Here is a 23,147-nt window from a genome sequence, read left to right on the forward strand (position 1 = left end):
AGGGATGGCCAAACCTTCGGGAGCCATCCCTTTTTTATGCCAAATTAGAAAGACTGGATATGAGCTATAAAAGACTGGGCTTGGTGTTGGGACCGTTGCTCTTCGTTTTGGTAAGTTGCTGTTTTGAGCCCCAAGGCCTTTCCCATGAGGGACGTGACGTGCTGGCGGCGACCCTTTGGATCGCTGTTTGGTGGGTGTTTGAGGTTATCCCGATTGCGGTTACCGCTTTGTTGCCCATCGTTCTGTTTCCACTCATGGATACCCTTCCATTGGGGGATACCACCGCAAGCTATGGCCATAAGTATGTGTTCCTGTACATGGGAGGTTTTATATTGGCCATGGCCATCGAAAAATGGAACCTCCACAAAAGAATAGCGTTGCATATCATAAGGGTCATTGGCACCAATATGTACCGTATTGTACTGGGCTTTATGGTAGCAACCGCTTTTTTGTCCATGTGGATATCCAATACCGCGACCACGGTAATGGTATTGCCGATGGCCATTTCCATTGTCAAGCAATTAAAGGACAATCCAAATACTCCAGTGGATGAGAATACGGTGTTCAGTAAACTGTTGATGCTGGCCATCGCTTATGCCGCTTCCATCGGTGGTATTGCCACTTTGATAGGAACGCCCCCAAACCTGGTATTCGCCGGATTTGTCCAAAAGGCTTATGGCTGGGATGTGGGGTTTTGGGATTGGATGAAGTTTGGTCTACCCTTATCATCCATCCTATTGGTATTGGGATGGCTTTATTTGACCCGCGTCGCCTTTCCTTTAAGAAATGCTGTTTTTCCTGGGGGAAAAAGGGAGATCGAGCGATTGTTGAACGAACTGGGCCCTCTGCAAATGGAAGAAAAAAGAGTGCTCTTGGTTTTTGTGCTCACTGCGCTGTGCTGGATTTTCAGGTCTTTTTTGCTGCAAAGGTTCATTCCCCATATGGACGATACGATTATAGCCATAACCTCGGCGGTGCTATTATTTCTGGTACCGGCAAACCAAACAGGGCGTCCGTTGATCAATTGGAAGGAAGCGGTTCGCATACCATGGGGCATCATTTTACTGTTCGGAGGGGGCATGGCCATCGCCAAAGGATTTCAAGATACCGGTCTGGCCTCTTTTCTGGGTGCACAGATGACGTTCTTTGAGGGTCTTCCACTGCTTTTGCTTTTACTTTTGATCATTGCCTCTGTCAACTTTTTGACCGAGGTCACATCAAACTTGGCCACCACAGCCATGTTGCTCCCTGTTTTGGCACCCTTGGCCCTTACTTTGAAAATAGACCCGCTGATGTTGTTGGTGGCCTGTACCACGGCAGCGTCGTGTGCGTTTATGTTGCCGGTGGCAACACCTCCCAACGCCGTTGTTTTTGGTTCGGGCTATTTGCGTATTCCCGATATGGTACGTGCCGGACTTTTTATGAACTTACTATCCATAGTTCTTATTTCGCTTTTCATTTATTGGGTGATGCCCTTATTGATGGGGCCGTTTTGATATCGACTGGAGAAGTCTTGGCATAGCGTAAAGACCTGACTACATGAACCGGGCATTGTTATTTCGTTTCATGGACCGGTCCATTACTGCTTCATCCAAATCGGACATGTGTCGGCGCTATGGTCTGCTCCCAATATATCCTTATAGAGCTCTGGTCTTCGGGCATTTTTATAGCGCCAACCACCGGATAGCTGTATTTTGTCCTTTGTAATTTTTGATAGGGTTATTTCGTCATCAAAAGATCGTATCTCGGACAAGACCTCGCCATAGGGGTCCAAGATCATGGAGTTCCCATTTTTAAGATGCTCACCGTCATATCCAATTGGATTCGAGAAGGCATAATAAACACCATTGTCATAGGCCCTGGCAGGTAGCCACCGCATCAACCAGCGCCTTCCCTTGGGTCCATCAAACTCCAAACGCAGCGAAACGGGATCATTTATGCGATTGTCCCAGTATTTATGGTCTACATAGCCCCGGTGTGGCATGGAGGATGGTGTGCAGCCAGTGACATGTGGGGCAAATATGATCTCTGCTCCCAAAAGACTTGTAGCGCGTACATTTTCAATGACATTGTTATCATAACAAATCAGGATACCACATTTCCAACCCAATAGGTCGAATACACAATATTGGTTGCCTGCGGACAAATGTGCATTGATGAACGGATGGATTTTACGGTATTTGGCCACCACCCCTTCGGCCGTAACGCAGATGTAGGTATTGTACAACTTTCCTTCTGCCTTTTCCACCAGACCGGCAAGGATGGGGATGCCCAGTTCAGCTGAAATGGATGTCAGATCCTTAGTACTTTCACCGCTTGGGATTGCTTCTGCCAAACTGTTCAAATCCTCTCGGTCCAGGTCCTTGGTGAAGGTGTATCCGGTCACGCACATTTCATGAAAACTGATTACATCTGCTCCTTTGGCACAGGCCTTTTTGGCAAGTTTGCGGATGACGGAAAGATTATAGGCCTTATCGCCGTCCTTGGGCTCAAATTGTGCTACTGCTATGGTCATGCTATATAAAGGTCGATTTATGTCAATATTTAATTTATGTATACTGCTTTATAGGGTTGTTTTAATCGAGGTTTTAAAATAAGGTTATTTATCCGAACGGCATTGGAACAGGGACACAAATGTGGTGCTATGGCATACCTTTTTTACGCTTCATGGTTGATTTGAAAGGATCAACTCAAATAGGGCATTGATCGAAGCGTGGGTTTTCTTTCATAAAGATGGATGCCTCTGAAAGGCGATGTCCCAATTGGAGTCGTTATGGACAATCCATTTGCTTATATGGATATTTTGGCCAAGGTGAAGGTGATAATTGAAATCAGGTTTTGAATGAGCACCATATGGGAATCATTATTGAAAAGTAGCGTAAATGTAATGGAGCTATTTTTCAATACGTGCGGTAACACCCCCAAATGGGGCAGTCATTATCGATCGTTAGCACAGCATTATTTTGAAATGTGATTAGCCCCGCTTCAGCTATATGTGGCTAAACACTTGGTAGTATGCATTGGATTCACTACATTAAAGATTAGTTTCAGACAACCTCAATTATGTGCTACGATGTCAATGCCCAGCTTGAAACCCAGCTCAAAAGGGCCATGCGGGATGCGGATGAACATGCCATCCGTGAAATCCGTGAAAAAATGGCCAGGGAGACCGATCTGCCCCTGTTCCATGTGACTGGTTTCCAACATCCGAAAATGATTATTTATACCAATGGAAACCCTAATGCACCTGTGGTGTCCCAATGGGGCTTGGTTCCTTTTTGGGCCAAGGATAAAAAAGATATCTGGAACAAGACGCTCAATGCAAGAGGGGAGGCCATTTTTGAGAAGAATTCCTTCAAAACTTCCGCAAAGAACAAACGGTGTCTTATTTATATCGATGGGTTCTATGAACACCATCACCATGGGAAGGAGACCGTTCCCTACTATATTTCCCGAAAGGACCTGCAGCCCATTGCTCTGGCGGGTCTTTGGAATGAGTGGACCGACCCCGAAACCGGGGAAATCCGAAACACCTTTTCCATTGTGACTACTGAAGGTAATCCCATGATGGCCGAGATCCATAACAATCCCAAGATGGCGGGACCTCGTATGCCGGTGATCTTGCCCGATGGATTGGAAGACGAATGGTTGAAACCGTATCGGGACGAGCTGGACCAAAAGCAATTGGAAGAACTGTTGCGACCGTACCCTGAATCGGAACTGGCGGCCCATACCGTTGGGAAACTGCGGGGCAAGGATGCCGTGGGCAATGTGCCCGAAGCCATGGTCCCAGTGGTTTATGATGATGTTAAAACAACCTATTGATGCGGATATACGACTATTTGGCACTGTCCAAAGAGGAACAATGGGAGACCCTGTGGAACAATGCGGTCTATGTGGCCTCCTTCAGATCCATCGACTGTTGTTTTCAACTGTATGCCATGGACCGGTTTTTTATCGAACTGGAACTTTGCACGCAACATGGTTCCATACTGAACATGGGCGTGTTCGTGCATGGTAAGAAAATGGACAAATATACCGATACGGTCTATCAGGACATTTTGGGTTTTCTATGATTACGAGTTTAGAACTGTTCGGTATATGAAGAACCTGGTGCACGGGTTGGACCTTTCCGATACATTTGCCCATCGGATCCAGGCTTCCGATGATTTCAATGCACTCTTGCTGCAGCACTATATCCTGTTCAGTGACGGGGCAACTATGGTGGACTATGCCATACGGGAAAAGGCCCATCTTTTCTCAGGAACCTACGGGTTTGAGGATTATCATGGAAAGGTCAGTGCCTACATCGCATTTCTTGATCGCCTTATCCAAGGATGACCTTACCTGAGTACCGTCTTTCGATTGCTGTCATCCTGGTTCATTCCAAAAACACATTGGACCAGCCGCTTTCCCTGTTATCCAATACCTACACAAGTTAAACGTCGCATCCCGGTATCGGACAAGGGACGGCATAAAGCCCCCGCTGTGGCCATCTCCTGCCCATGGACAGGCCTATTTATTCCGTTTCCTTGCCGCTCAACGTGCTGCCTTCCGTTTGTAGACCACTGTAATTATTGTTTAACCTAAAATCATAAAAAGATGTATGTAGACAACTTACAGCAGGATGAGGTATTTGTGCCGGTACAGATCAGACCTCTAAACGAATTGACCGGAATGCCCGTACGAAAGGGCCTGGAACAGGCCGTGGTCAGCAACGGCAAGATCGTGAACATCGTGTCCCATCGCTATGGGCATATTCCCAACCAACTGTTCTTCAAAAAGGCGGAGCAATTGCTCGTTGATGCCGATCTGACCTACTCCCGTCAGAGCATTAACCGCTCGGACCGTAGTTTCAGCGTGGACTTTGTCCTTACCGACAGTACCCAGTTCTCGGTAGGGCAAGGTGAGGATGTCATTTTACCTATGCTGCGGTTTACCAATGCCTACGATGGGAGCGAACGTACCGCAGGCCATTTTGGGTTCTACCGAAAAGTCTGTTCCAATGGCCTGCACGTGGCCCGGACGGAAATCGGCTTTTCCATCAAGCACCATAAGAACGCCGTGCAGCTCATCATGCCCGAGCTCCAAGGACTGTTCCGCAAATTCCTCGACAATGAGTTCTACAGTATTTCCGGTAGGTTCCACCAGATAATGACCGTGGAACTGCTGGATACCAAGGATTTTGTCCGGGAAGTGCTGGAGCGGACCCAACTGTTCCGCTATGAGTGCAGCGATACCAATGATGCCCCCTCCAAAAAGGCCCGAGAGGTCCTTGAGATCCTTGATGCAGAGGCATTGCAACTGGGTGGTACCCCAAACCTCTGGTTGGGCTATAATGCCTTCAACGCAGTATTGCACCGTAACCTCAAGAAGGGCTTTGCCAAACAGCAACAGTTGGACAGGCAATTGTTCGAGACGGTTTATGAAATGGCCTAACGGTCCAAAGGGCCGCTCCGGTGCCCGTCCAAACCGGAGTTTTGCCACCGATTACACTACAACCTCTACAGTATTTCCCTTTTTTCACCAATCCAAGATTCAAAACGGAACCGTTTGAACATTGGGTACCCGCCGTTAGTAAGGCATTCGAGATGTTTGTTTTGGTACAATTTAAGTTCAGGGATAATTCATGCTTTTGTAGGTAGATTCGAAATCAACCATTTTATGGCGCGAAATGGTGATGTCTTGCAGCTCGGTCGCTGTTCTTTCAATTTACGAACCCATTCTTTTTTTTATTTGGGAGTCATAAGAGTCCAGCACCTTTCTGATATTCTTATGTTTTTCCAATAATTGACCGGCTAGTTTTTCGTCAATATCCAATTCCTCCATCAACATTCTTTTGCCACGGTCGACCAACTTTTTATTGGACAATTGCATATCCACCATCTTGTTCCCACGAACCCTGCCCAATTGGATCATAATGGAGGTGGAAATCATGTTCAAGGCAAGCTTTTGTGCCGTCCCGGCTTTCATCCGTGTACTGCCGGTGACAAATTCAGGCCCCACGACCAACTCTATGGGATGATCGGATAGCTTAGAAAGTGGCGCATGGGCATTACAGGCTATACTTCCCGTCAAAATGGAATGTTCCTTGGACTTTCGTATTCCCCCAATGACATAGGGCGTAGTACCTGAGGCGGCAATCCCCAGTACAATATCCTTTTCACTGATATTGAATGCTTGAAGGTCTTTCCAGGCTTGATCTAAATCATCTTCCGCATTTTCCACTGCCTTCCGCAAGGCTTTGTCACCCCCGGCGATCAGACCGATGATCCAATCATCGGACACCCCAAAGGTAGGGGGGCATTCCGAGGCATCGAGGACACCCAGCCTTCCACTGGTGCCTGCGCCGATATAAAACAGTCTGCCCCCTTTTTTCATTTTGGCAACCGCATGATCGACAAACTCCTTGATTTGAGGAATTGCCTTTTCCATCACCAAAGGAACGCCCTTATCCTCATGGTTGATATTGGTCAACAATTCGAGGGTATCCATCTTTTCGAGACCGTCATAATTCGAAGGCTGCTCGGTCATATACTTGTTATTACTCATTTCTTTGTTTTAATTAAAATCAATCCTAAAAAAGTTAAACCACCGTTTACGGCAATATTGATGAAACCCATATCGAAATCATAGGTGTCCTTGAGAAACAGGCTCAAAAGATAGGTGGCTATGGGAGCCAGAACACATATGATCGGGACCACATGGTCCTTGATTTTTATGGTAGTAAACATTCCAAATACATAAAGCCCCAGTAAAGGACCATAGGTATATCCAGCCACATTGAAGATCAAGGAAATTACATCGCCCCTGCTATTTGAAAATAACATAATGATCCCAAAAACAACTATGGAAAAACCAAACAATACGATGTTCTTTATTCGTTTGGGGTTTTTAACGGTTTTGTTTGAAATGTCCAAGAAATCATAGGTAAAGGACGTAGTCAATGCCGTCAAGGCGGAATCGACACTTGAAAAAGAAGCTGCTATAACGCCCAACAGAAAAAAGATTCCGGTCACAGGGCCCAAATGGTTCAACGCAATATTCGGGAATAAGGTATCGGTATCCAATAGCGTACCATTTGCGTCCATGGGCAACCCTAATCCCATATGTTCGGCATAGATATACAATAAGATGCCCAGCCCCATAAACAGAAACTGGGTTATGGCCAATATGGAACTGTAGCTCAGTGTATTTTTCTGTGCCTCCCATACATTCTTGCAACTAAGGGTCTTTTGCATCATATTCTGGTCCAATCCGATCATCGCTATCGCTACCAAAATACCTGCAATGAACTGTTTGAAAAAGTTATTGTCCGACTTGGGTTCCCAGTTGAAGACATCAAAATAGGGATGGTCGACAATCTCATTTATCGATGCCGTAAATGTGAGGTTCAATGAAGTAATTACATAGTAACACGTGATCAGGGCACCTAAGATCAAAAAGATGGTTTGAAGGGTATCCGTCCAAACAATGGTTTTGATGCCGGACTTATACGAATACAGCCAAACCATTAACAAAATGGCGATAACGGTAATTGGGAACGGGCTTCCTATCTTTTCAAAAAACACAAATTGGAGGATCTTGGCCGCCAACAATAACCGTAGCGAAGCACCAAAGGACTGGGAAATCAGGAAAAACAAAGATCCGGTTTTATAGGCCCTATTACCAAATCGTTCCAATAAATAGGAATAGATGGATACCAACCTTAGCCGATAATACAGCGGGATGAGTACAAAAGTGATAAAGAGATACCCGACGACGTTACCCAGTATGAATTGGAAGAAATGAAAATTATTGTTTCCCACCATCCCGGGCAATGACACATAGGTTACTCCCGAAAGTCCGGCACCTATCATACCAAAGGCAACCAAAAACCAGGGAGATTGACGGTCCCCGGTAAAGTAGGTCTCATCGCCACTATTTCTGGAAGTAGCATACGAAATGGCCATGAGCACCAGAAAATAAAAGAGAATGACGAAAAAGATCAGGGTAAGGTCCAACGAAAACGGTTTTTGTGGTTCAACAATAAGCTACTGGCTATTGCGGTTCGTAAATGATGCCGGAGGAGGAATCCTTGGACGCCCCTGTGACGGAGCTCAACACATTGGTTTCATTTACCATTTTTAGCACGCCCATCAATGCAAATACAACGGCTTCTTTGAACGCTATGATTTCCGCAGGCGGGATGACCAATTTCCCCGTCGTCCCCAACTGCTCCTGCAGGACCCTTATCAAATAGCCGTTCATTGCACCTCCACCGGTCACCAGCATACTGGCCTCTTTTTGGGAGCGGTTTAAATTGACCTGTACAACTATCTGTTCGCATATATGATGGATACAGGTATGCAACAGATCTTTTGGGTCATTATCGTAATGATCCAGAATAGGCACTACTTGTTCCATGAACCATTCAAATCCGGTTGATTTGGGAAAGGGTTGCTGATAATATTCTAGCTTGTTCAAATCATTTAAAAGTTTGGGAAGGAGCCTTCCTTTTTGCGCCAGTTGTCCCCCATCGTCGTAGGGTAATCCGATCTTTGCCGTGATGTGATTCAATACCATGTTCGCGAGACCGATATCGTAAGCGATTCGCCGGCCTTTGTGCTCAAAAGAAATATTGCTGATTCCTCCCAAATTGAGGCAAAAATCGTATGCATGGAAGAAGTGGCTATCCCCTATGGGAACCAAGGGGGCACCTTGGCCTCCCAAGGAGATATCCTTATTCCTAAAATCACAAATAACTTTGTACCCAGCGGTATTGGCCAGGTACTGCCCAGAGCCCAACTGATGGGTAAAGCCAAGTTCTGGTCGGTGATGGCTGGTATGCCCATGACTCGCAATAAAGTCTACTTCAATTCCGGCACTTTGAATAAAATCCTTTACCCTTTCACCCAGCCAAATACCATATTTCACATCAAAAGCCAGGAGTTCACTGGCAGATAGATATATGGATTTCCTAAGCTGTTCTTTCAATCCATTGTTATACGGTATGCCTTTGGTCTTCTTGATCTCAAAATCCCACCTATCGCCTGTTCTCCAGATATGACAATAGGCGATATCCAGGCCATCCAAGGATGTTCCCGACATTAAACCAATTACCTTAAACGTCTTCATTTCAATCGATTTTCAATATCAGGGAAATCGGTCTGCCCTCCGAATTCAAAACTTCTTTGATGCTGTTCAGCTGTAGGGATGATTCCCCGATGATGTTGACCCAATCTTCCAAAGTCCTCGCATACCACTCGTGGCCGTCCCTAAAATTACCGGGTAGCCCCTGCCATGAATCGGAAATCAGTTGACTTTTATAATCCAGTCCATTATCGAACATAAAAAAGGGGTGCAGCGTTTGAATCAAGATCTTACCTTCCGTATGCAACTGATTTTTTGTGGCACGCAAAAGATCGGTAAGGCCTTCTTTTTGATAAAGACAAAAGTTGAATACCGCGATGTCGAAAGGAGCTTCTGGTATGGGCTGTCCCTCCATGAGATCCTCATAGGACATTTGGTGATAGGACTCAGGCCCTTTCGATCGGGCTGCGACCAATAGCGGCTCGATGGCATCTATTCCTACCGCTTTTTTTCCCATTTCCGTTATGGCCCTTGTGAGCCATCCCTCTCCACAGCCTATATCGATCACCTTATCCCCAGCAAGGTTTTTTAGTTCGCCAACAATGGCCTTATTGGTAAATCTCCTGGACCCGATTTCTTCGTTGGCAATGACTTTTATCCATTCCTTGGCGTTTTTGTTCCAAGCGTCTATAATCCTTTGGTTCATCATATCCTACCGTTCTAAAATTAATTAAGCGTAAACCATGATTGTACATAAAAGGCCTACAACAAAAACAGAGGTTGTAGGCCCAGTAAACTAAAACTAACTCAAACCGCTATGCTATAGTAGTTTATATGCTCGGGTCATCTGGGGTATTCGGATTACTGTTTCTCTCCAGATCGGGATACGGATAGAAGTTGCGGTTTCTTTCTTCCGTGTAGATCATTGATGTCCCACTGGGTTCCGGTCTACCGAATCTCCTGCTGTCTTCCAAGCTCATACCTGTCAAGAAGAGTTCTGCCCTTCGATTTTTATATACTTCCATCAAAATGGCCTCTGATGTTGACGCACCGGCATAAGGGCCTACATTGGCATTGATTCCGAAAGGATCATCGGTATCGGTAAGCACTTCGTTCAAGGCGGCCACGGCAGCACCAAGGTCAGGACCCGACTTTCTGATATTTGCCTCCGCCACTATCAAATTCATCTCATCCGGAATGTAAACAGGTATGGAACCGGTATTTACGTTGAAAAAGCCCGCCAAGTCCTCAATCGGCAATCCGTTTTGATTGGTTTCGTCCAAGGGCACCAAATAGAAAGCGTTACGCCCATCGGCAGGATCGAAGACAAATTCGGACGGGAGGCCAAAATTATCCCTTGGCTTAAAGTTGGGTGCATTGTTCAGAAAGACACGGCTCCAAATGGGATTCAAATTGATGGCATCATACTCAAACGTGGACGTGCTTGTAAGGTCCACGCTGTTTGCAGCGGTTATTGCGGCTTCATAATTTCCCGCGAACAGATTGTATCGTGCGAGCAATGCATTGATGGCATTGCGGACATCGATATTCCCTAAGGTTACGGCATTGATGAACTCCTGTGAAACGGGATTCTCATCGATGGCACTTTTTGCTTCGTTCAACAAAGTAATGGCCGTTTCATAGCCAGATACCCTTGGGACAAATTCAGCCTGATTATCCGTATTGGAGACAACGATGACCTGTTCAAAATTCTGTGCCAAATTTCCTATGGCCAAAGCCTTGAACAGTTTGGCATGCGCTATCAGGCCGCTCTGTGTTCCTGCCTCCAATTCAATGGTTCCTGCATTGGCCTCGATATCCTCGGCTATTTTTATGATGCGCAACATGGAAGACCATAAGCCCTGCACATTTGAATTGAAATTGGGCAAGCTTGTTCCGCCATCCTCAAGTTCGATCATATTCTGGAAGGTGGTCGTAATACCGCCTTCCCGCGTCGTTATCGCAGGGGTTTCCACGGCCCATCGTACCCCCGTGGTCGAGTACAACTGTTGTAGTCCGACGGATGCCGCGAGAATACCTTCACGGGATGAAAAGGTTTCATCTACCGTTGCGGCATTGGGATTGTCGAAATCGGTCTCACAAGAAGCCAATAGTACTATTGACATCAGTGTTAATACGGTGCTGTATATGTTATGTTTTTTCATCGTTGTTCTTTTTTAGAAGTTGACATTTATACCTATTTGATATGTGCGCGGGATAGGTACCCCGGCAAAATCAAATCCTCTAACTCCATTGCTCTGTCCGGCAGAGTTGATTTCAGGGTCCCAACCACTGTAGTCATCCCAAGAAATCAAGTTCCTGCCCACTAGACTGATCTTCAAATTATCGACCCCTTTGAACGGTTCCCTTAGATTATAGCTTAGGGCCAATTCCCGAAGCTTTACAAAAGAACCATCCTCAACAAATTCCTCGAAAATACCTGCCTGTGCACCTCCGAAACCTTTAGGTCGGTTACCCAATAATTCCTGGCCTACATTGAACCCGCCTCCAAAGATGACGTTGTCCAACAATCTTCTGTTCCAGTTGAAGACATCGAATCCTTGAACGGCATCGAACTGGACCCTAAAGGAAAAGTCCTTATAGGTAAATTCATTGATCAGGGAACCGAACCATTCTGGGTTGGGATCACCGATCACTTTCGATGTGGAACCATCTTCCGTGACCCCCGTAAAGGGATATCCATTTTCATCCAAGGAAATACTTCCATCGGGATCGCGAGCATAGAACTGTCTGTAGAATACCCCCAATGGTTCACCTTCGATGACAAAGTTGGTCGAGAAACTGCCCGCGAGCGCAAACTGCCCTCCACCGGCGACATTGGTAACCGTATTCTCATTCTTGGAGTAGGTGGCGGTAATGTCCCACGAAAAATCCTCTGATTTTATGGGGGAACCCTTTAAAAGAATTTCCAGACCTTTGTTCTCCAAGTTGCCCACATTCTCTATTCGGGAAGCGAAACCGGTCGATGGGGCAAGCTCCCTGGGCAATAATAGGTCCGTGACATCCTGCTTGTAATACGTCGCTTCGATACCCAGTCTATTGTTCAAGAACCCGGCGTCAAAACCGAACTCTATTTCCTCTTGCCGCTCCGGCGCTATATTCAAATCCCCCTGTTGGGTACTTGGAATCAAACTTGGAGAGCCATTGATGGCTGCCGGATTGAGCAAGGTAAAACGCTGAAATGCCGTAAGTGCGGTAAGGTTCCCCGCCTGTCCCCAGGAGGCCCTTACTTTAAATGTGCTAAAGGCATCCCCAAAGGTGTCCTCCCAAAAGTCCTCCTCGGAAAGAATATAGGACAGACTCGCTTTGGCATAGAGCTGGTTACGCTCGTCCTCCCCAAAGGTAGAGGCGCCATCCTGCCGCAATGCACCGTTGATATAGAGTTTGTCCTTATAGCCAAACGATTGTTGGATAAAGGCACCCCAATACGATATCTGTGACCTGCCCTCTCCTTGGGCCAATATGCTGCCGCTTTCCGCGGTTTCCACGATGGGCGGAAGTCCGTCGGCGCTGATGCCAATACGGTCAAACTCCTCATACTGCCAAGAGCCGCCCAAGGTAGTTGTTGACGTGATCGCTTCATTGATATTGGTTTTATAGGACAGGTTCAAATCACTGTTATATTGAAAATTGTTGATGTCCGATCTTCTGGCAAATCCGTTCCCGTTCGGTGAGGTATTGTTGATCGGGATAAATGCCGTAGCGGATTGATTGAAATAATCCAATCCCAAGGTATAGTTGGCGGAAAGCTTCTCGGTGATTTTGGCGTCCAATCCGATACTTGTGATGAAACGGTTGACCTTTTGTCCGAAATCAAAGCGGTTGACCGCTTCCAGAGGGTTGGTCCGTGGAACTAAATTGGAGGTCACGGGGTAAACACCGGATTCATTGGGAAAGGGGTTGATCGAGTTATCGCTGAACACAAAGCCCGTAATGGCCCCGTAAGCCGCATTGATACCGCCGTTGGGAATATCGTTACTTACACTTCGCACGTAATTCAGTCCTGCATTTACGGTCAGCCAATCAAAGGCCTTCTGGGTCAAATTCGCCTTAAAGCCGATACGCCGAAAATCCGTGTTCTCTATGATTCCCTCATTGTCCAAATGGGATGCGGAAAGAAAATAAGAGGTCTTCTCATTGCCCCCATTCATGGAAATATAGTTTTCAACACCGAATCCCGTGCCAAAAAATTCATCCTGATAGTTGTATCGGGTTGCCGGAACTGTCTCTAGGTTATTTCTATCGAACGGGTCGACCCATGATAGTGGGACCGTGTTATAATCTATTTCTTTACGAAGTTCATTGACCCTTACATTCGTGGAAAAACTGAACCTTGGTTCCCCGGACCTTCCCTTTTTTGTAAAAATTTGTACCACACCATTACTGGCCCTAGATCCATAAACGGCTGCCGCAGCGGCACCTTTTATGATTTCGATACGCTCGATATCGTTTGGGTTCAAGTCGGCCAATCTGTTCTGTGCATTACCTCCTAGGTCGATCAACTGGTTACTTGAATTGCTAATAATAATCCCATCCACGATATACAAGGGATCTGAACTTCCCAGAACGGTGCTGGGGCCCCGCAAGCGAATGCTTATCCCTCCGGCAGGGTCACCTGAGTTTTGTTGGACCAAGGCGCCGGTGACTTTTCCGGATATGGCCTGGTCTACAGCAGTGGCACCATTATTCACCAAATCCTCCGACTTGACCGAAGAAATGGAATTACCCAAGGTACGCTTGTTCACTCCTACCGTAGAACCGGTGACCACGACTTCGTCCAAGCTCAAAAGGTCTTCTTGAAGCATGACGTCCGTTACCACGTTCCCTTCCGAACCTATGGTAATCGGCACCGTCTTGGTGGTGTACCCTAGATAACTTACCTGCAATTGATAGCTCCCGCTGGCCACATTTCCAGTGAAGGAATACTTTCCGTCAAAGTCGGTTACTCCCCCTATGGTAGTATTCTTGATAAATACGGATGCACCTGGAATCGGTGCCCCATCGCTACTATCGCTAACCGTACCGCTAAAGGAATAATCTGATGTTTGTGCAAATGCGAAAGCGCTTGCGAACAGCATCAGAAAACCGGCCAGTCTGGATAGGATCTTGTTGTGATTTAAACTTCGTTTTTCCATTTTACACTGAGTTAATTAATTGATTTCGAGAATTAATGTCATTTTTTGAAAGTTGTACGTTTCCATAAAAGTAACCAAAAAATGATAACTTGCAATATTTTGCGGTTTTAATTTGCAATATATCGAAAATATAAATTAATTTTCAGTTATATGGCAAAATCCTGCTACATTTAATGCGAATAGTACCGAACCAACCCATACCAACACCATGCTCAAGGAAGAAAGACACCAACTGATATTGAATGAAGTAGCTTTACATAACCGGGTCTTATTGGCCGATATCGCTGAGGTTCTCAATGTTTCGGTGGACACGGTCAGAAGGGACGTGATACAACTGGATACCGAAAAAAAGTTAAAAAAGGTGCACGGTGGGGCCGTTTCCCTGGCCTATGCCAATAATACCGGGGAACAGACCAAGGTCTACGCAATCGAAAAGAAACGGATCATTGCAAAAAAAGCGGTGCAATTATTGCGCAATGGCAATATCATCATCATCCATGGGGGAACGACCTGTCTGGAATTTGCCAGGAACATTCCCGAAAAAATGAGCCTTACCTGTTTTACATTGAGCTTGCCCATTGCCATAGAATTATGCAAAAAGCCGAAGCTGGAGGTCATTTTCTTGGGAGGCACCATAGCGAAAGAGTCCCAAATTGCGTCCGGTGGACAGGCAATCCACAATTTGTCGAAGATCAATGCCGATTACGGCTTTATCGGAACAGGATATGTCGATGCGAACTATGGGCTAACGGAGTTTGATTGGGAAAGTGTTCAGGTCAAAAATGCGGTCATTCAGGCTTCGAAGAGTACAGTACTCCTCACGATATCGGAAAAGCTGAACTCCAGGAACCGATATAAAACTTGTGAGATGAGCGATATAACTACGATGATTACGGAACTGGAGCCTACCGCTAACATCTTGGAAGATTTTAGAAATACAGGTGTTCATTTGGTTTGATTGGTATGCGCTGTAGTGCTCTCCAAAACAGGAAGTCATATTTTCTTTCCTTTCAGGTCTATCCTGTTTAGTGAGTTGATCGTTTTTCACCTCTTCCACTATGAATTGGCCTTTTTCTCCCAATCCTTGATATAGGCATCTAGGTTGAGCAAGGTGTAATTTATCCGTTCCAAGGGAAATTTTTGGGAATCGTAGCGACCATCTATAGCGGTAAGTTTGCTATTTGCCCACGCTTTGGTTTCCTTATGTTCCGGGTGTCTGGGTTTTTCCAAGATCCTTAAAAAATCATAAAAGCCAGATACACCACCGACATCCTCTGGCGGGCAGCTCAATGTTCCTGCACAACAGACAGGAAAGGGGATGGACAGATCAGGTATGATTAGCTCCACAGTCAGAATATGTTGCCAGTAATCCCCAAAATCATATAGATATTCCAATTGCTGTCCCTTAAGCTGCAGTACATCGCCAATGGTGATCGTTTTCGAATCGATGACTTCATTTGGACCATTAAAACCATCGTCCTCAAATGGTTGGCCAATACGATAGCTATCCATGGAGAATTCATACAGATGGTAGTTTTCCCATCCCATTACAATTTGAATGATATGATGTAGCCTATAAAACTTGGTATCGGATGAGACCAAAAATTCACGCCATATTTTTGGTGAGGTTCCATCCAATTCGATGCGAAACTTGAATGTTTTGTTCAATGTACAATGCTTACTTAATGAATTGGGCCCAATTTTATAACAAAAAGGGCATAAATAAAAATGGTATCGAATTGAATTCCCGAAACGGTGCTTCCAGCAATCGATTTTATGGGATTTGGATACCAGTGCACTTTCTTTTGGAAAGGTTAAATGGGCACACTTTGACCCATACCCATTAGTGTGCAACAGGATGGGGATTTTTTACAACCTGCCAAAGTGGATTCTTAAATTCTATATAAGACGGCTATATTTTCTATCCAATATTACAGAAAGTTAAGCTCGCACAATTTCTCGGACGAGGGGTATAAAGCCGTTGCCGAGGCCACTCACGAAATGCAGTCGGCCGATTTTCCGTTTCCTCGCCACTCCAAAATTTTATCTACCGCTCGGTTACTGCTCGAGTATTGTTTAACCAAGATCCTAGAATCAGGTAAAAACAAAAAAACAAAGAGTGGCCCGTAAGGACAACCACCAGTTCAATGAAGTGGTGGAGATGATCCGGAAGACTGACTATATCGATCGGAAGGAGCCCTTAAACAGGGATGAAACGGTGGCCCTTGCCATCTCACTGTTCAAGAACAACATCGGATAGGAAGACCTAAGGGAGCATTTCAGACGGTTCTTAGGTATGGATTCCAGTTTGTCCAAGGAAGAAATAGTGGCCAGTTTCAAGGAAAACTTCAAAAAGAAGCCCTCCCATAAATTGCTTTGGTTCCTTTTGACCCGTCAGGTAGACCTTGGGGAAAGCAACCACACCAAGAATTTGACCAATAGGCCCTTCTATGTGGTGATGCATTCCATTTACAAGGACACGACTTCAACCATTGAGCAAGCCTATTCAAAAAAGTGTCAAAAACAATAAGGCATGAAACATGGAAAGGGTAGCGGATATGGAACAACAGGCCAACGCCATAGGGAATTAGTTTACATGAACCGAGGGGTCTGGAAACAGGCCCCTCTTTTTTTACGATTAAGCCATTGGTATGGTCATCCATTAAATTACCCCTACGACGTAAGGAAGGTTAGATACTGAATAACCCAAAAAGCGCACATTATGAACCATTGTAGGTTTTGATGTAGGGGTTTTGATTTTCAACTGCCTTTTACTGATTGTGCTATGCGCAATTTTAGCGACCCATAGGATAAACCTTGTCCCATCCTTCCATATAAACCCACACCTTGCTATAACCATGGGTCAGACAATAATTAACTGTTCTTTAGGGTACGCTTGCCCGAATGATGAATTCATATGAAAATACGCTTGAGTAACCCCTATCAAGGCCCATAGCTCTATTTCCTGTTACACCCATTATCCCATTCTCTGGCCAATATTCGCATCCATTGTATATTCCCTTGAAAAGGGTATTTTGGGACGCCATCCCCATTGATATCGTTGATTCGTTCAATAAGACAATTAAGTATGGGCCTTCCCGATTATTGGTACTGTGTGGCTATTTCTTAAAGCCTCGTACTATCAGGCAAACCTTGCCCTATCGACCTTAAAAACCCTTTGAATTTTTTTATAAAGCCATTAAGGTTTAGGTGTCGGGAACTTCCATTCCCAAGGAAATACAGGTTAGTGATGTGCAGGAAAAGGGCGTAGATAGCCACAATCAAAGAGATTCCGATTGCTAATTTTCCCATATCCGAATAGTTTTAGTTCATTTGTTTGTTTTATTCTGCTCAACACTTCCGGTTTACTGTAACCATTCATCCAGTCTCCGGTTGGCATGGTCGTAGCCAAGGACAAATGCCTTGTCGATTCCTTTTTTGTCCAAAACACCAATTTTCCCAAGTTCTTCGGGCACGATCAACAAATCTGGTATGTACAGTTTGTCCATGGCATTGGCGTGCAGCATCAAAAGATTGGCCCTTTGTGAAATTTGAAGGGCACTCTTGATCTGTCCCTTGACCACTTCCCTCATGGACGTGGCATAACACCCTATGATCACGTCGGAAGCCCCGGTGAGCGGCTCCACGGGAAAATTGTTCATGATTCCACCATCGGCAAAGAGCTGCCCATCGATGGAAACAGGGCTGAACACTGGAGGCAAGGCCGCCGAGGCCAACAAGGGGCCAAATAATTCACCTTTTTCAAAATACACAGGTTCACCCTTCAACAGGTTCGTGGCCACTACCACAAGCCGCTTGCCAAGTTGCTCGAACCGACGTGCCTTGAAAAAGTCATCAAAGAAAGGAAGGTACTTGTCCGTATCGAACAGCCCTGGTTTGTTCAAGGTTACAAAATTGTATTTGAGCAAAGGGGTTTCCTTGAAGAAAAGGAGCATCTCCTCAATGCTAGCCCCATCCGCGTAAAGTCCACCAACGAGCGCCCCGGCACTTACGCCGGATATCTGGCTTGGATTGACCCCACGTTGTTCCAGGGCCTTCAAGAGCCCAATATGTGCCATCCCTTTCACCCCTCCTCCCGAGAGTACCAATCCAATTGTGGCATCGATCAATGTTTCCGATTTCATATTCAAAAGTTTTCATTGAAGGAGATATTACACTCCCTTTTCTTCAAACTTACATTCTAAAAGAAGCTGGGTTTGGTCAACAATAGGTCTGTACTATGTTCGCTGAACACTGTCCTTTTCTTGGACCCCTAGGTCGGAGCGGTACTTTTCCAGGAACTTTCTTTGTCTTTCCATCATTCGCTTTCTGATGTTGTCAAGTTCCATAAAGTCCTCCCCGAAATCGCTTTGAAAAAAACCGTCGTTGAAGAACCTTCTGCTAAAGAGTGAATCCGGTGAAAAAATGTCCCCGAACCCCTGGTCCCTGAACTGTGAGAAGTGGCTATAGAACTTGGATTCAAAGTTGCTCAAAAGGCTGTCCCTGTCCAGACCAGAGAGGTCGTTCAACGAATCGGAAGACCAAGAATAGATACTGTCGTAGCGAATGAGGTTTCCGTCCTCATCGTATTCCCTATCTACCTTCCAACTGCCCTTGGGCTGTGCGACCTCTTTGTGGTCGCCTTCCTCGACCATTTTGCTTTCCTTCTTTTCTTGGCCCTGACAACTGTTCAGGGCCAGTAACAAACCTGTTAAAAATAGTATTTGAATTTTCATCCTTCTTTTTTTTTTTGGTTCAACATAGTTCCTAACCCCGAGTTTGATGGGCCTTGAACATTCATTTTAGTTGCATTACCTTGGAAAGGCGATTCTGGTGGAATATCCTGGATCTTCGCTCGCCATTGCGGTACCATACACATTCCACATAGGTATCCCTGTCCACAAACCCAAATATGGGTTCCTTCTTGGCGATATATTTGAGGACCTCCATTTTGGGGCCATCGGAACCTCCCTTTACCTTGACCCGGTCACCTGCCTTGAACTTTCGCACCATGAACAAACTGTTTTAATACTGAACAGTCAAAACCAGGCCACCTTGAGGAGCCGTCTATACATTGTTTCCCTATTGGAAAAGCGCACCTGCCATAACCTGTTCTCAAGGATGGCATGTATGCTCTCAGGGACGATGTCCCGTGGGACGTCCAAGGTCTTATGGAAGGAGGCGCGTGCAAATTCCCTTCGCACCCCATTTCTTTTCCTTACTTCCCGATAATGTTCCTTCTCACGGCTAATGATAAGAGTGTTGCCCTGAAGTTCCATCTTTATATTGTCCTTACCGAACCCGGGCTTGGGGGTGGAAAGTCCAAATTTTGTCTCCCCAATAGTGCTGCCCGTCGATGGCATGGCCATCGGTCTAAGCTTGCCAATGCCCGTTATGTGCTTTACCCATTTCTTAACCCATTCAAGGATTGGTGGGAATTGGATTGCCTTACCCACCTCTTTGCCAAAAATTTTCATTTTGCAAAAATTTAGCTTCAACAATTGTTGGGTTCAATGGAAAGGGGACTATTGGCCCCCGGTCCATTGAACTATTAAAAAATGTGTAATGTTAGGAGATTTTGATGGTCCTTGCCGGCTTTTTCCTTGCCTCTTCCTTCTTCGGAAGATGAATGCTTAGAATACCTTCGTTGTACGAAGCCTTGATCTTGCCATCGTCAACGGAATCAGGAAGTGTGAAAGACCTCCTGAAGCATGTATAGGTGAACTCCCTACGGGTGTAGTTGTCCTCCTTGCCCTCCTCTTCCTGTTTTATCTTGGTCGAGATGGAAAGCTGTTGGTTGTCCAGATCGATTTGGAAGTCGGATTTTTTCATTCCGGGGACGGCCATCTCTACCCAATAGGCATCCGCTGTTTCCTTGATGTTTACTTTGGGTACGTTAATCCCGGTGCTGAAATTTGAAGTGAACACTGGAGGCAGGTCCGAACTGAAAAAACTGTCGATCCAGTTGGACCAGGTCGGGAAGTCCAAGGTTGATTTTGCCAAACTTCCATTTTTTGGTACAGAAACTAAATTGCTCATGATTTAAAAAAATTTAAGTTTAACATATTGCCTAAAAGTATGGGGCTATCCATTCCCCGATTTTAAATGAACAAAGGGAATGCCAAAATAGATTTTTGTCATGTTCTTGTTAAGAGCTTCTAAAAATCCCTGTCATTTTTTCGGAATGTTCTGGGTTTAAAAATGTCATTTTAATAAAATATTTACATTAATTACGTCATATTGGCATTTTAAACAGCATCTTGCCAAGAATAGAGTCGAAGAGATTATAGGGGTTCAACTTTGGAACGGAATTTGGCCAAATTAAAACGGTATTTTTTTATGGTTTAACTTTTTTAAAAATTTAGGTTATGGAGAAAAAACCACTCAATGTACGGCTCATCGGAAAAAAAGGAAATTACTATCAGATCCAGTTCCCCAATCTTCAGACTCCCGTCAACGTGGACGAGACCGCGTACCATCGAATGCTCCACAGCGAAGAATACGAGTTTGACCATTCCCGTGACAAAATCAAGCGACCTTCCTATTCGGCTTAAGCACTGGAATTAAAATTGATGGATTAAGCGGGCTACCTTTGAATTAGATTCGTTGGTCGCTTGAATGTAGTTGTTGAGCGGTAAATTTTAAATAGAATTGGTTGGGGTTGGTGTTGACAGAAGTGAAAAACCATCAATAATGTTTAATTCTTATCATTTTAAATCTTACCCTGAATAAACGGGTTGTAGGACTTTTTGGCTATATCAAGATGCTGCGGTAAGTTCTTTAGGGATGGAATGCTGCTTTGCTGTTTCTCATGGAGCAGCAGACCAAAATAATTGAAGATTGATTCGTAGATAGCGTGGAGTCTGGAAACAAAAGCCTCCTTTTTTATGGTCACCCATAAGAAGGAGAGAATTCTTCGTCGTTCACTTTGTCCGTGATACCAAGATGGTTGGATTCGATGGTCCTACTATAGAGGTCCTTGGTTACCGGATGGACCTCTAGTTCCCATCCCCAGGGATCATCAACAATGAGATCCTGTACATCTGAGGCCATATTGCCATAGTGCAGCCAAGATTCCAAATTCCCGTCGCCGATGATTACCGGACGCCTTTTCTACTCATAATGGTCAACGTTAAATTCATGGTGAACGTCTCCCAATTATATGCCCAATTCAATATAGCAATTCCATGGTTGTTGGCATGGAAGTAAATGAGCTCCAGGTCGGTTTCGGTATCGTCTTACATTGACTTTACCAAGAGCCATCGCTCCAATGCTTTACGTTCATGGATCTGTCTGGTTGAGAAACACATTTCTAAAGCTGTATGATATGATAAAAAGAGACACAAATTCCATGATGTTTTTGACACGATGCCAAATTTTCGATGGGATGGTCAAACGGAATATCACAACAGTTTCAGTTCCTTCTGGGGGTCCATGAAAATATTTGTAGTTGTAAACTGCCCATGCCGAAGCCGTCCGTCCGGATTTTTGTGTCGTCCTTCCTTCGCAAAGCCTTCTTGGGGCTTTGCCTGTAAGGCCTCAAAATTCCGTCCGTCCGCCGGTCAAATTTTAAGGGTCCCGTAATAAAAGAAGCCCCGGTCGTTTTTCGGGGCATCGAAAAACAGGGCAGTGCCCGGTGCCTTCCAATCAGGACACCAAGGACTTCACTCGCTCAACTTCCCGTACGCTCTTTTGCCCTTGGGTCTGAAGGATGCCCAAGGGCCCTTATCGAACCTGTCAAGGCCAGGCTTTGTTCTGTCCGTAAATAGGGTTTCCACTTCCTTGAAAACCTTGCCTGCCTTTCGTACGGCCAAAGGTTTTGCTACGTCGCGGAGCCTCCCGATTTCCTGTCCATAAGCCTTGACAGAACCCCCTTCTTTTATAATGCTGCGCATGTAAGAAGCAAACAAACGCCCCTTAAAATTTGGGAGACAATGACCAAAAAAAAAGAGGGGAAATCTTTAACCCTGTTTGCCGATCTATCACAAGGTGTGGACGGCAGACCTTTAAAACCTTTTTATCATGAGTACATTGAGAAACAAAGTGCAATTGATCGGAAACGTGGGACAGGATCCCGTGATCACCGATCTGGACGGTGGAAAACGTGTGGCACGCCTGACCCTGGCCACCAACGAGCACTACAAGAACAACCAAGGGGAGCGCATCACCAATACCGAATGGCATACCGTCATCGGATGGGGGAAGCTGGCCGACATCATCGAGGGCTTCGTGACCAAGGGCAAGGAGATCGCCATCGAGGGAAAACTGACCTCCCGTTCCTACGAGGACAAGGAAGGGAACAAGCGTTATGTCACCGAAGTGGTGGCCAGCGAGATCCTATTGTTGGGCGGAAATACCAACGAGGGATAAGGGAAAGGGGTGCCCAAGTCAAAAGCTTGGGTACCCTTTCCTTTTTTAAAACCATAACACCACAAGTATGGAACCCAAAGTCAACGAAATACAGATCAGCTATCGGGAGAAGCTCAGTACCCTGAAATCGCTTTCCCTGACCAACTCCAAGGAGGTGGCGGAACTGCTCTTCAAGAACTGGGACGCCGATACCATAGGATTGCACGAGACCTTCAAGATCTTATTGCTCAACCGCTCCAACAAGGTCAAGGGCATCTATCCGCTCTCCCATGGGGGCATCACGGGTACCTTGGTGGATGTCCGCATCCTATTTGCCATTGTGCTCAAGACGCTTTCCGTGGGGATCATCCTCGCCCACAACCACCCCTCCGGACAGCTAAAGGCCAGCGAACCCGACAAACAGTTGACCCAAAAGATCAAAGCTGCGGCACAACTCTTCGATGTCCATGTGATAGACCATATCATCCTGGCACCCGATGGGCGCTACTACAGTTTTGCGGACAACGGCATCCTATAAATTTTGGAACGATGACTGAAAAAAATAGGATG

General features: G+C 45.5%; 26 protein-coding genes. 11 read left to right on the top strand and 15 right to left on the bottom strand.

The window, feature by feature from the left end:
• The first annotated feature begins 59 nt into the window (after window positions 1-59).
• Complete coding sequence (locus GVT53_RS19430) at window positions 60-1,496, top strand: SLC13 family permease (RefSeq protein ID WP_166250130.1); 1,437 nt, start codon at window positions 60-62, stop codon at window positions 1,494-1,496.
• Between the two features lie 83 nt (window positions 1,497-1,579).
• On the opposite strand, the gene GVT53_RS19435 is transcribed toward GVT53_RS19430, so the two are convergent.
• Window positions 1,580-2,515 carry a nitrilase family protein gene (locus GVT53_RS19435; RefSeq protein WP_166250131.1) on the bottom strand — a complete coding sequence of 312 codons (936 nt, stop codon included), beginning with the start codon at window positions 2,513-2,515 and terminating at the stop codon, window positions 1,580-1,582.
• 548 nt (window positions 2,516-3,063) lie between these two features.
• On the opposite strand from GVT53_RS19435, the gene GVT53_RS19440 reads away from it, so the two are divergent.
• From GVT53_RS19440 to GVT53_RS19455, 4 genes are all read left to right on the top strand, one after another.
• Entirely contained in the window at window positions 3,064-3,825 is a 762-nt protein-coding gene (locus tag GVT53_RS19440; protein ID WP_166250132.1) for an SOS response-associated peptidase, read from the top strand.
• Window positions 3,825-4,076 carry a hypothetical protein gene (locus GVT53_RS19445; protein WP_166250133.1) on the top strand — a complete coding sequence of 84 codons (252 nt, stop codon included), beginning with the start codon at window positions 3,825-3,827 and terminating at the stop codon, window positions 4,074-4,076. Before GVT53_RS19440 ends, GVT53_RS19445 begins: the two co-directional genes overlap by 1 nt.
• 25 nt (window positions 4,077-4,101) lie before the next feature.
• Complete coding sequence (locus tag GVT53_RS19450) at window positions 4,102-4,341, top strand: hypothetical protein (RefSeq protein ID WP_166250134.1); 240 nt, start codon at window positions 4,102-4,104, stop codon at window positions 4,339-4,341.
• A 261-nt stretch (window positions 4,342-4,602) separates the two neighbouring features.
• On the top strand, window positions 4,603-5,439 hold the full coding sequence (locus tag GVT53_RS19455; protein ID WP_166250135.1) for a DUF932 domain-containing protein: 837 nt from the start codon (window positions 4,603-4,605) through the stop codon (window positions 5,437-5,439).
• A 273-nt stretch (window positions 5,440-5,712) separates the two neighbouring features.
• Here the strand turns inward: GVT53_RS19455 and murQ are convergent, their stop codons facing one another.
• From murQ to GVT53_RS19485, 6 genes are all read right to left on the bottom strand, one after another.
• Window positions 5,713-6,552: an N-acetylmuramic acid 6-phosphate etherase gene (gene murQ / locus GVT53_RS19460; protein ID WP_166250136.1), complete on the bottom strand. Its 840-nt coding sequence runs from the start codon at window positions 6,550-6,552 to the stop codon at window positions 5,713-5,715.
• Window positions 6,549-8,003, bottom strand: coding sequence for a sodium:solute symporter (locus tag GVT53_RS19465; protein ID WP_240905085.1), 1,455 nt, complete (start codon window positions 8,001-8,003; stop codon window positions 6,549-6,551). The genes murQ and GVT53_RS19465 overlap by 4 nt, the downstream gene beginning before the upstream one ends.
• Window positions 8,004-8,040: 37 nt before the next feature.
• On the bottom strand, window positions 8,041-9,117 hold the full coding sequence (locus GVT53_RS19470; RefSeq protein WP_166250137.1) for an anhydro-N-acetylmuramic acid kinase: 1,077 nt from the start codon (window positions 9,115-9,117) through the stop codon (window positions 8,041-8,043).
• 1 nt (window position 9,118) lies between these two features.
• Window positions 9,119-9,781, bottom strand: a complete 663-nt coding sequence (locus tag GVT53_RS19475; protein ID WP_240905086.1) for a class I SAM-dependent methyltransferase — start codon at window positions 9,779-9,781, stop codon at window positions 9,119-9,121.
• Between the two features lie 121 nt (window positions 9,782-9,902).
• The gene (locus GVT53_RS19480) at window positions 9,903-11,237 is read right to left on the bottom strand and encodes a RagB/SusD family nutrient uptake outer membrane protein (RefSeq protein WP_166250138.1); all 1,335 of its coding nucleotides are present in this window, start codon (window positions 11,235-11,237) and stop codon (window positions 9,903-9,905) included.
• A gap of 12 nt (window positions 11,238-11,249) precedes the next feature.
• The gene (locus GVT53_RS19485) at window positions 11,250-14,228 is read right to left on the bottom strand and encodes a SusC/RagA family TonB-linked outer membrane protein (RefSeq protein ID WP_166250139.1); all 2,979 of its coding nucleotides are present in this window, start codon (window positions 14,226-14,228) and stop codon (window positions 11,250-11,252) included.
• 208 nt (window positions 14,229-14,436) lie between these two features.
• Here GVT53_RS19485 and GVT53_RS19490 point away from each other — a divergent pair, with 208 nt between their 5' ends.
• Window positions 14,437-15,186, top strand: a complete 750-nt coding sequence (locus GVT53_RS19490) for a DeoR/GlpR family DNA-binding transcription regulator (protein ID WP_166250140.1) — start codon at window positions 14,437-14,439, stop codon at window positions 15,184-15,186.
• Window positions 15,187-15,284: 98 nt separating this feature from the next.
• Here the strand turns inward: GVT53_RS19490 and GVT53_RS19495 are convergent, their stop codons facing one another.
• Window positions 15,285-15,896 (bottom strand): plasmid pRiA4b ORF-3 family protein, encoded by a 612-nt coding sequence (locus tag GVT53_RS19495; RefSeq protein ID WP_166250141.1) that lies wholly within the window; start codon window positions 15,894-15,896, stop codon window positions 15,285-15,287.
• 451 nt (window positions 15,897-16,347) lie between these two features.
• On the opposite strand from GVT53_RS19495, the gene GVT53_RS19500 reads away from it, so the two are divergent.
• Both GVT53_RS19500 and GVT53_RS19505 read left to right on the top strand, forming a co-directional pair.
• On the top strand, window positions 16,348-16,488 hold the full coding sequence (locus GVT53_RS19500) for a hypothetical protein (protein WP_166250142.1): 141 nt from the start codon (window positions 16,348-16,350) through the stop codon (window positions 16,486-16,488).
• A gap of 36 nt (window positions 16,489-16,524) precedes the next feature.
• A complete protein-coding gene (locus GVT53_RS19505) occupies window positions 16,525-16,758 on the top strand; it encodes a hypothetical protein (RefSeq protein WP_166250143.1) in 234 nt (77 codons plus the stop codon).
• An 835-nt stretch (window positions 16,759-17,593) separates the two neighbouring features.
• On the opposite strand, the gene GVT53_RS19510 is transcribed toward GVT53_RS19505, so the two are convergent.
• The 5 genes from GVT53_RS19510 to GVT53_RS19530 form a co-directional block, all read right to left on the bottom strand.
• Window positions 17,594-18,373 carry a patatin-like phospholipase family protein gene (locus tag GVT53_RS19510; RefSeq protein WP_166250144.1) on the bottom strand — a complete coding sequence of 260 codons (780 nt, stop codon included), beginning with the start codon at window positions 18,371-18,373 and terminating at the stop codon, window positions 17,594-17,596.
• Window positions 18,374-18,466: 93 nt separating this feature from the next.
• Window positions 18,467-18,964 (bottom strand): hypothetical protein, encoded by a 498-nt coding sequence (locus GVT53_RS19515; protein ID WP_166250145.1) that lies wholly within the window; start codon window positions 18,962-18,964, stop codon window positions 18,467-18,469.
• A gap of 61 nt (window positions 18,965-19,025) precedes the next feature.
• Window positions 19,026-19,241 carry a YodC family protein gene (locus tag GVT53_RS19520; RefSeq protein WP_166250146.1) on the bottom strand — a complete coding sequence of 72 codons (216 nt, stop codon included), beginning with the start codon at window positions 19,239-19,241 and terminating at the stop codon, window positions 19,026-19,028.
• 26 nt (window positions 19,242-19,267) lie between these two features.
• On the bottom strand, window positions 19,268-19,705 hold the full coding sequence (locus tag GVT53_RS19525; protein ID WP_166250147.1) for an Hsp20/alpha crystallin family protein: 438 nt from the start codon (window positions 19,703-19,705) through the stop codon (window positions 19,268-19,270).
• A 91-nt stretch (window positions 19,706-19,796) separates the two neighbouring features.
• Entirely contained in the window at window positions 19,797-20,267 is a 471-nt protein-coding gene (locus GVT53_RS19530; RefSeq protein ID WP_166250148.1) for an Hsp20/alpha crystallin family protein, read from the bottom strand.
• 329 nt (window positions 20,268-20,596) lie between these two features.
• Between GVT53_RS19530 and GVT53_RS19535 the strand changes: the two genes are divergently transcribed.
• Window positions 20,597-20,782: a hypothetical protein gene (locus tag GVT53_RS19535; protein WP_166250149.1), complete on the top strand. Its 186-nt coding sequence runs from the start codon at window positions 20,597-20,599 to the stop codon at window positions 20,780-20,782.
• Window positions 20,783-21,119: 337 nt separating this feature from the next.
• Here the strand turns inward: GVT53_RS19535 and GVT53_RS19540 are convergent, their stop codons facing one another.
• Both GVT53_RS19540 and GVT53_RS19545 read right to left on the bottom strand, forming a co-directional pair.
• Window positions 21,120-21,281, bottom strand: coding sequence for a hypothetical protein (locus GVT53_RS19540; RefSeq protein WP_166250150.1), 162 nt, complete (start codon window positions 21,279-21,281; stop codon window positions 21,120-21,122).
• Window positions 21,282-21,892: 611 nt separating this feature from the next.
• Window positions 21,893-22,123: a hypothetical protein gene (locus tag GVT53_RS19545; protein WP_166250151.1), complete on the bottom strand. Its 231-nt coding sequence runs from the start codon at window positions 22,121-22,123 to the stop codon at window positions 21,893-21,895.
• A gap of 127 nt (window positions 22,124-22,250) precedes the next feature.
• On the opposite strand from GVT53_RS19545, the gene GVT53_RS19550 reads away from it, so the two are divergent.
• Window positions 22,251-22,598, top strand: coding sequence for a single-stranded DNA-binding protein (locus GVT53_RS19550; protein ID WP_166250152.1), 348 nt, complete (start codon window positions 22,251-22,253; stop codon window positions 22,596-22,598).
• Between the two features lie 67 nt (window positions 22,599-22,665).
• Window positions 22,666-23,115 carry a JAB domain-containing protein gene (locus GVT53_RS19555; RefSeq protein ID WP_166250153.1) on the top strand — a complete coding sequence of 150 codons (450 nt, stop codon included), beginning with the start codon at window positions 22,666-22,668 and terminating at the stop codon, window positions 23,113-23,115.
• Window positions 23,116-23,147: the final 32 nt, after the last annotated feature.

The sequence above is a fragment of the Flagellimonas oceani genome, from assembly GCF_011068285.1.
GTDB lineage: Bacteria > Bacteroidota > Bacteroidia > Flavobacteriales > Flavobacteriaceae > Flagellimonas > Flagellimonas oceani.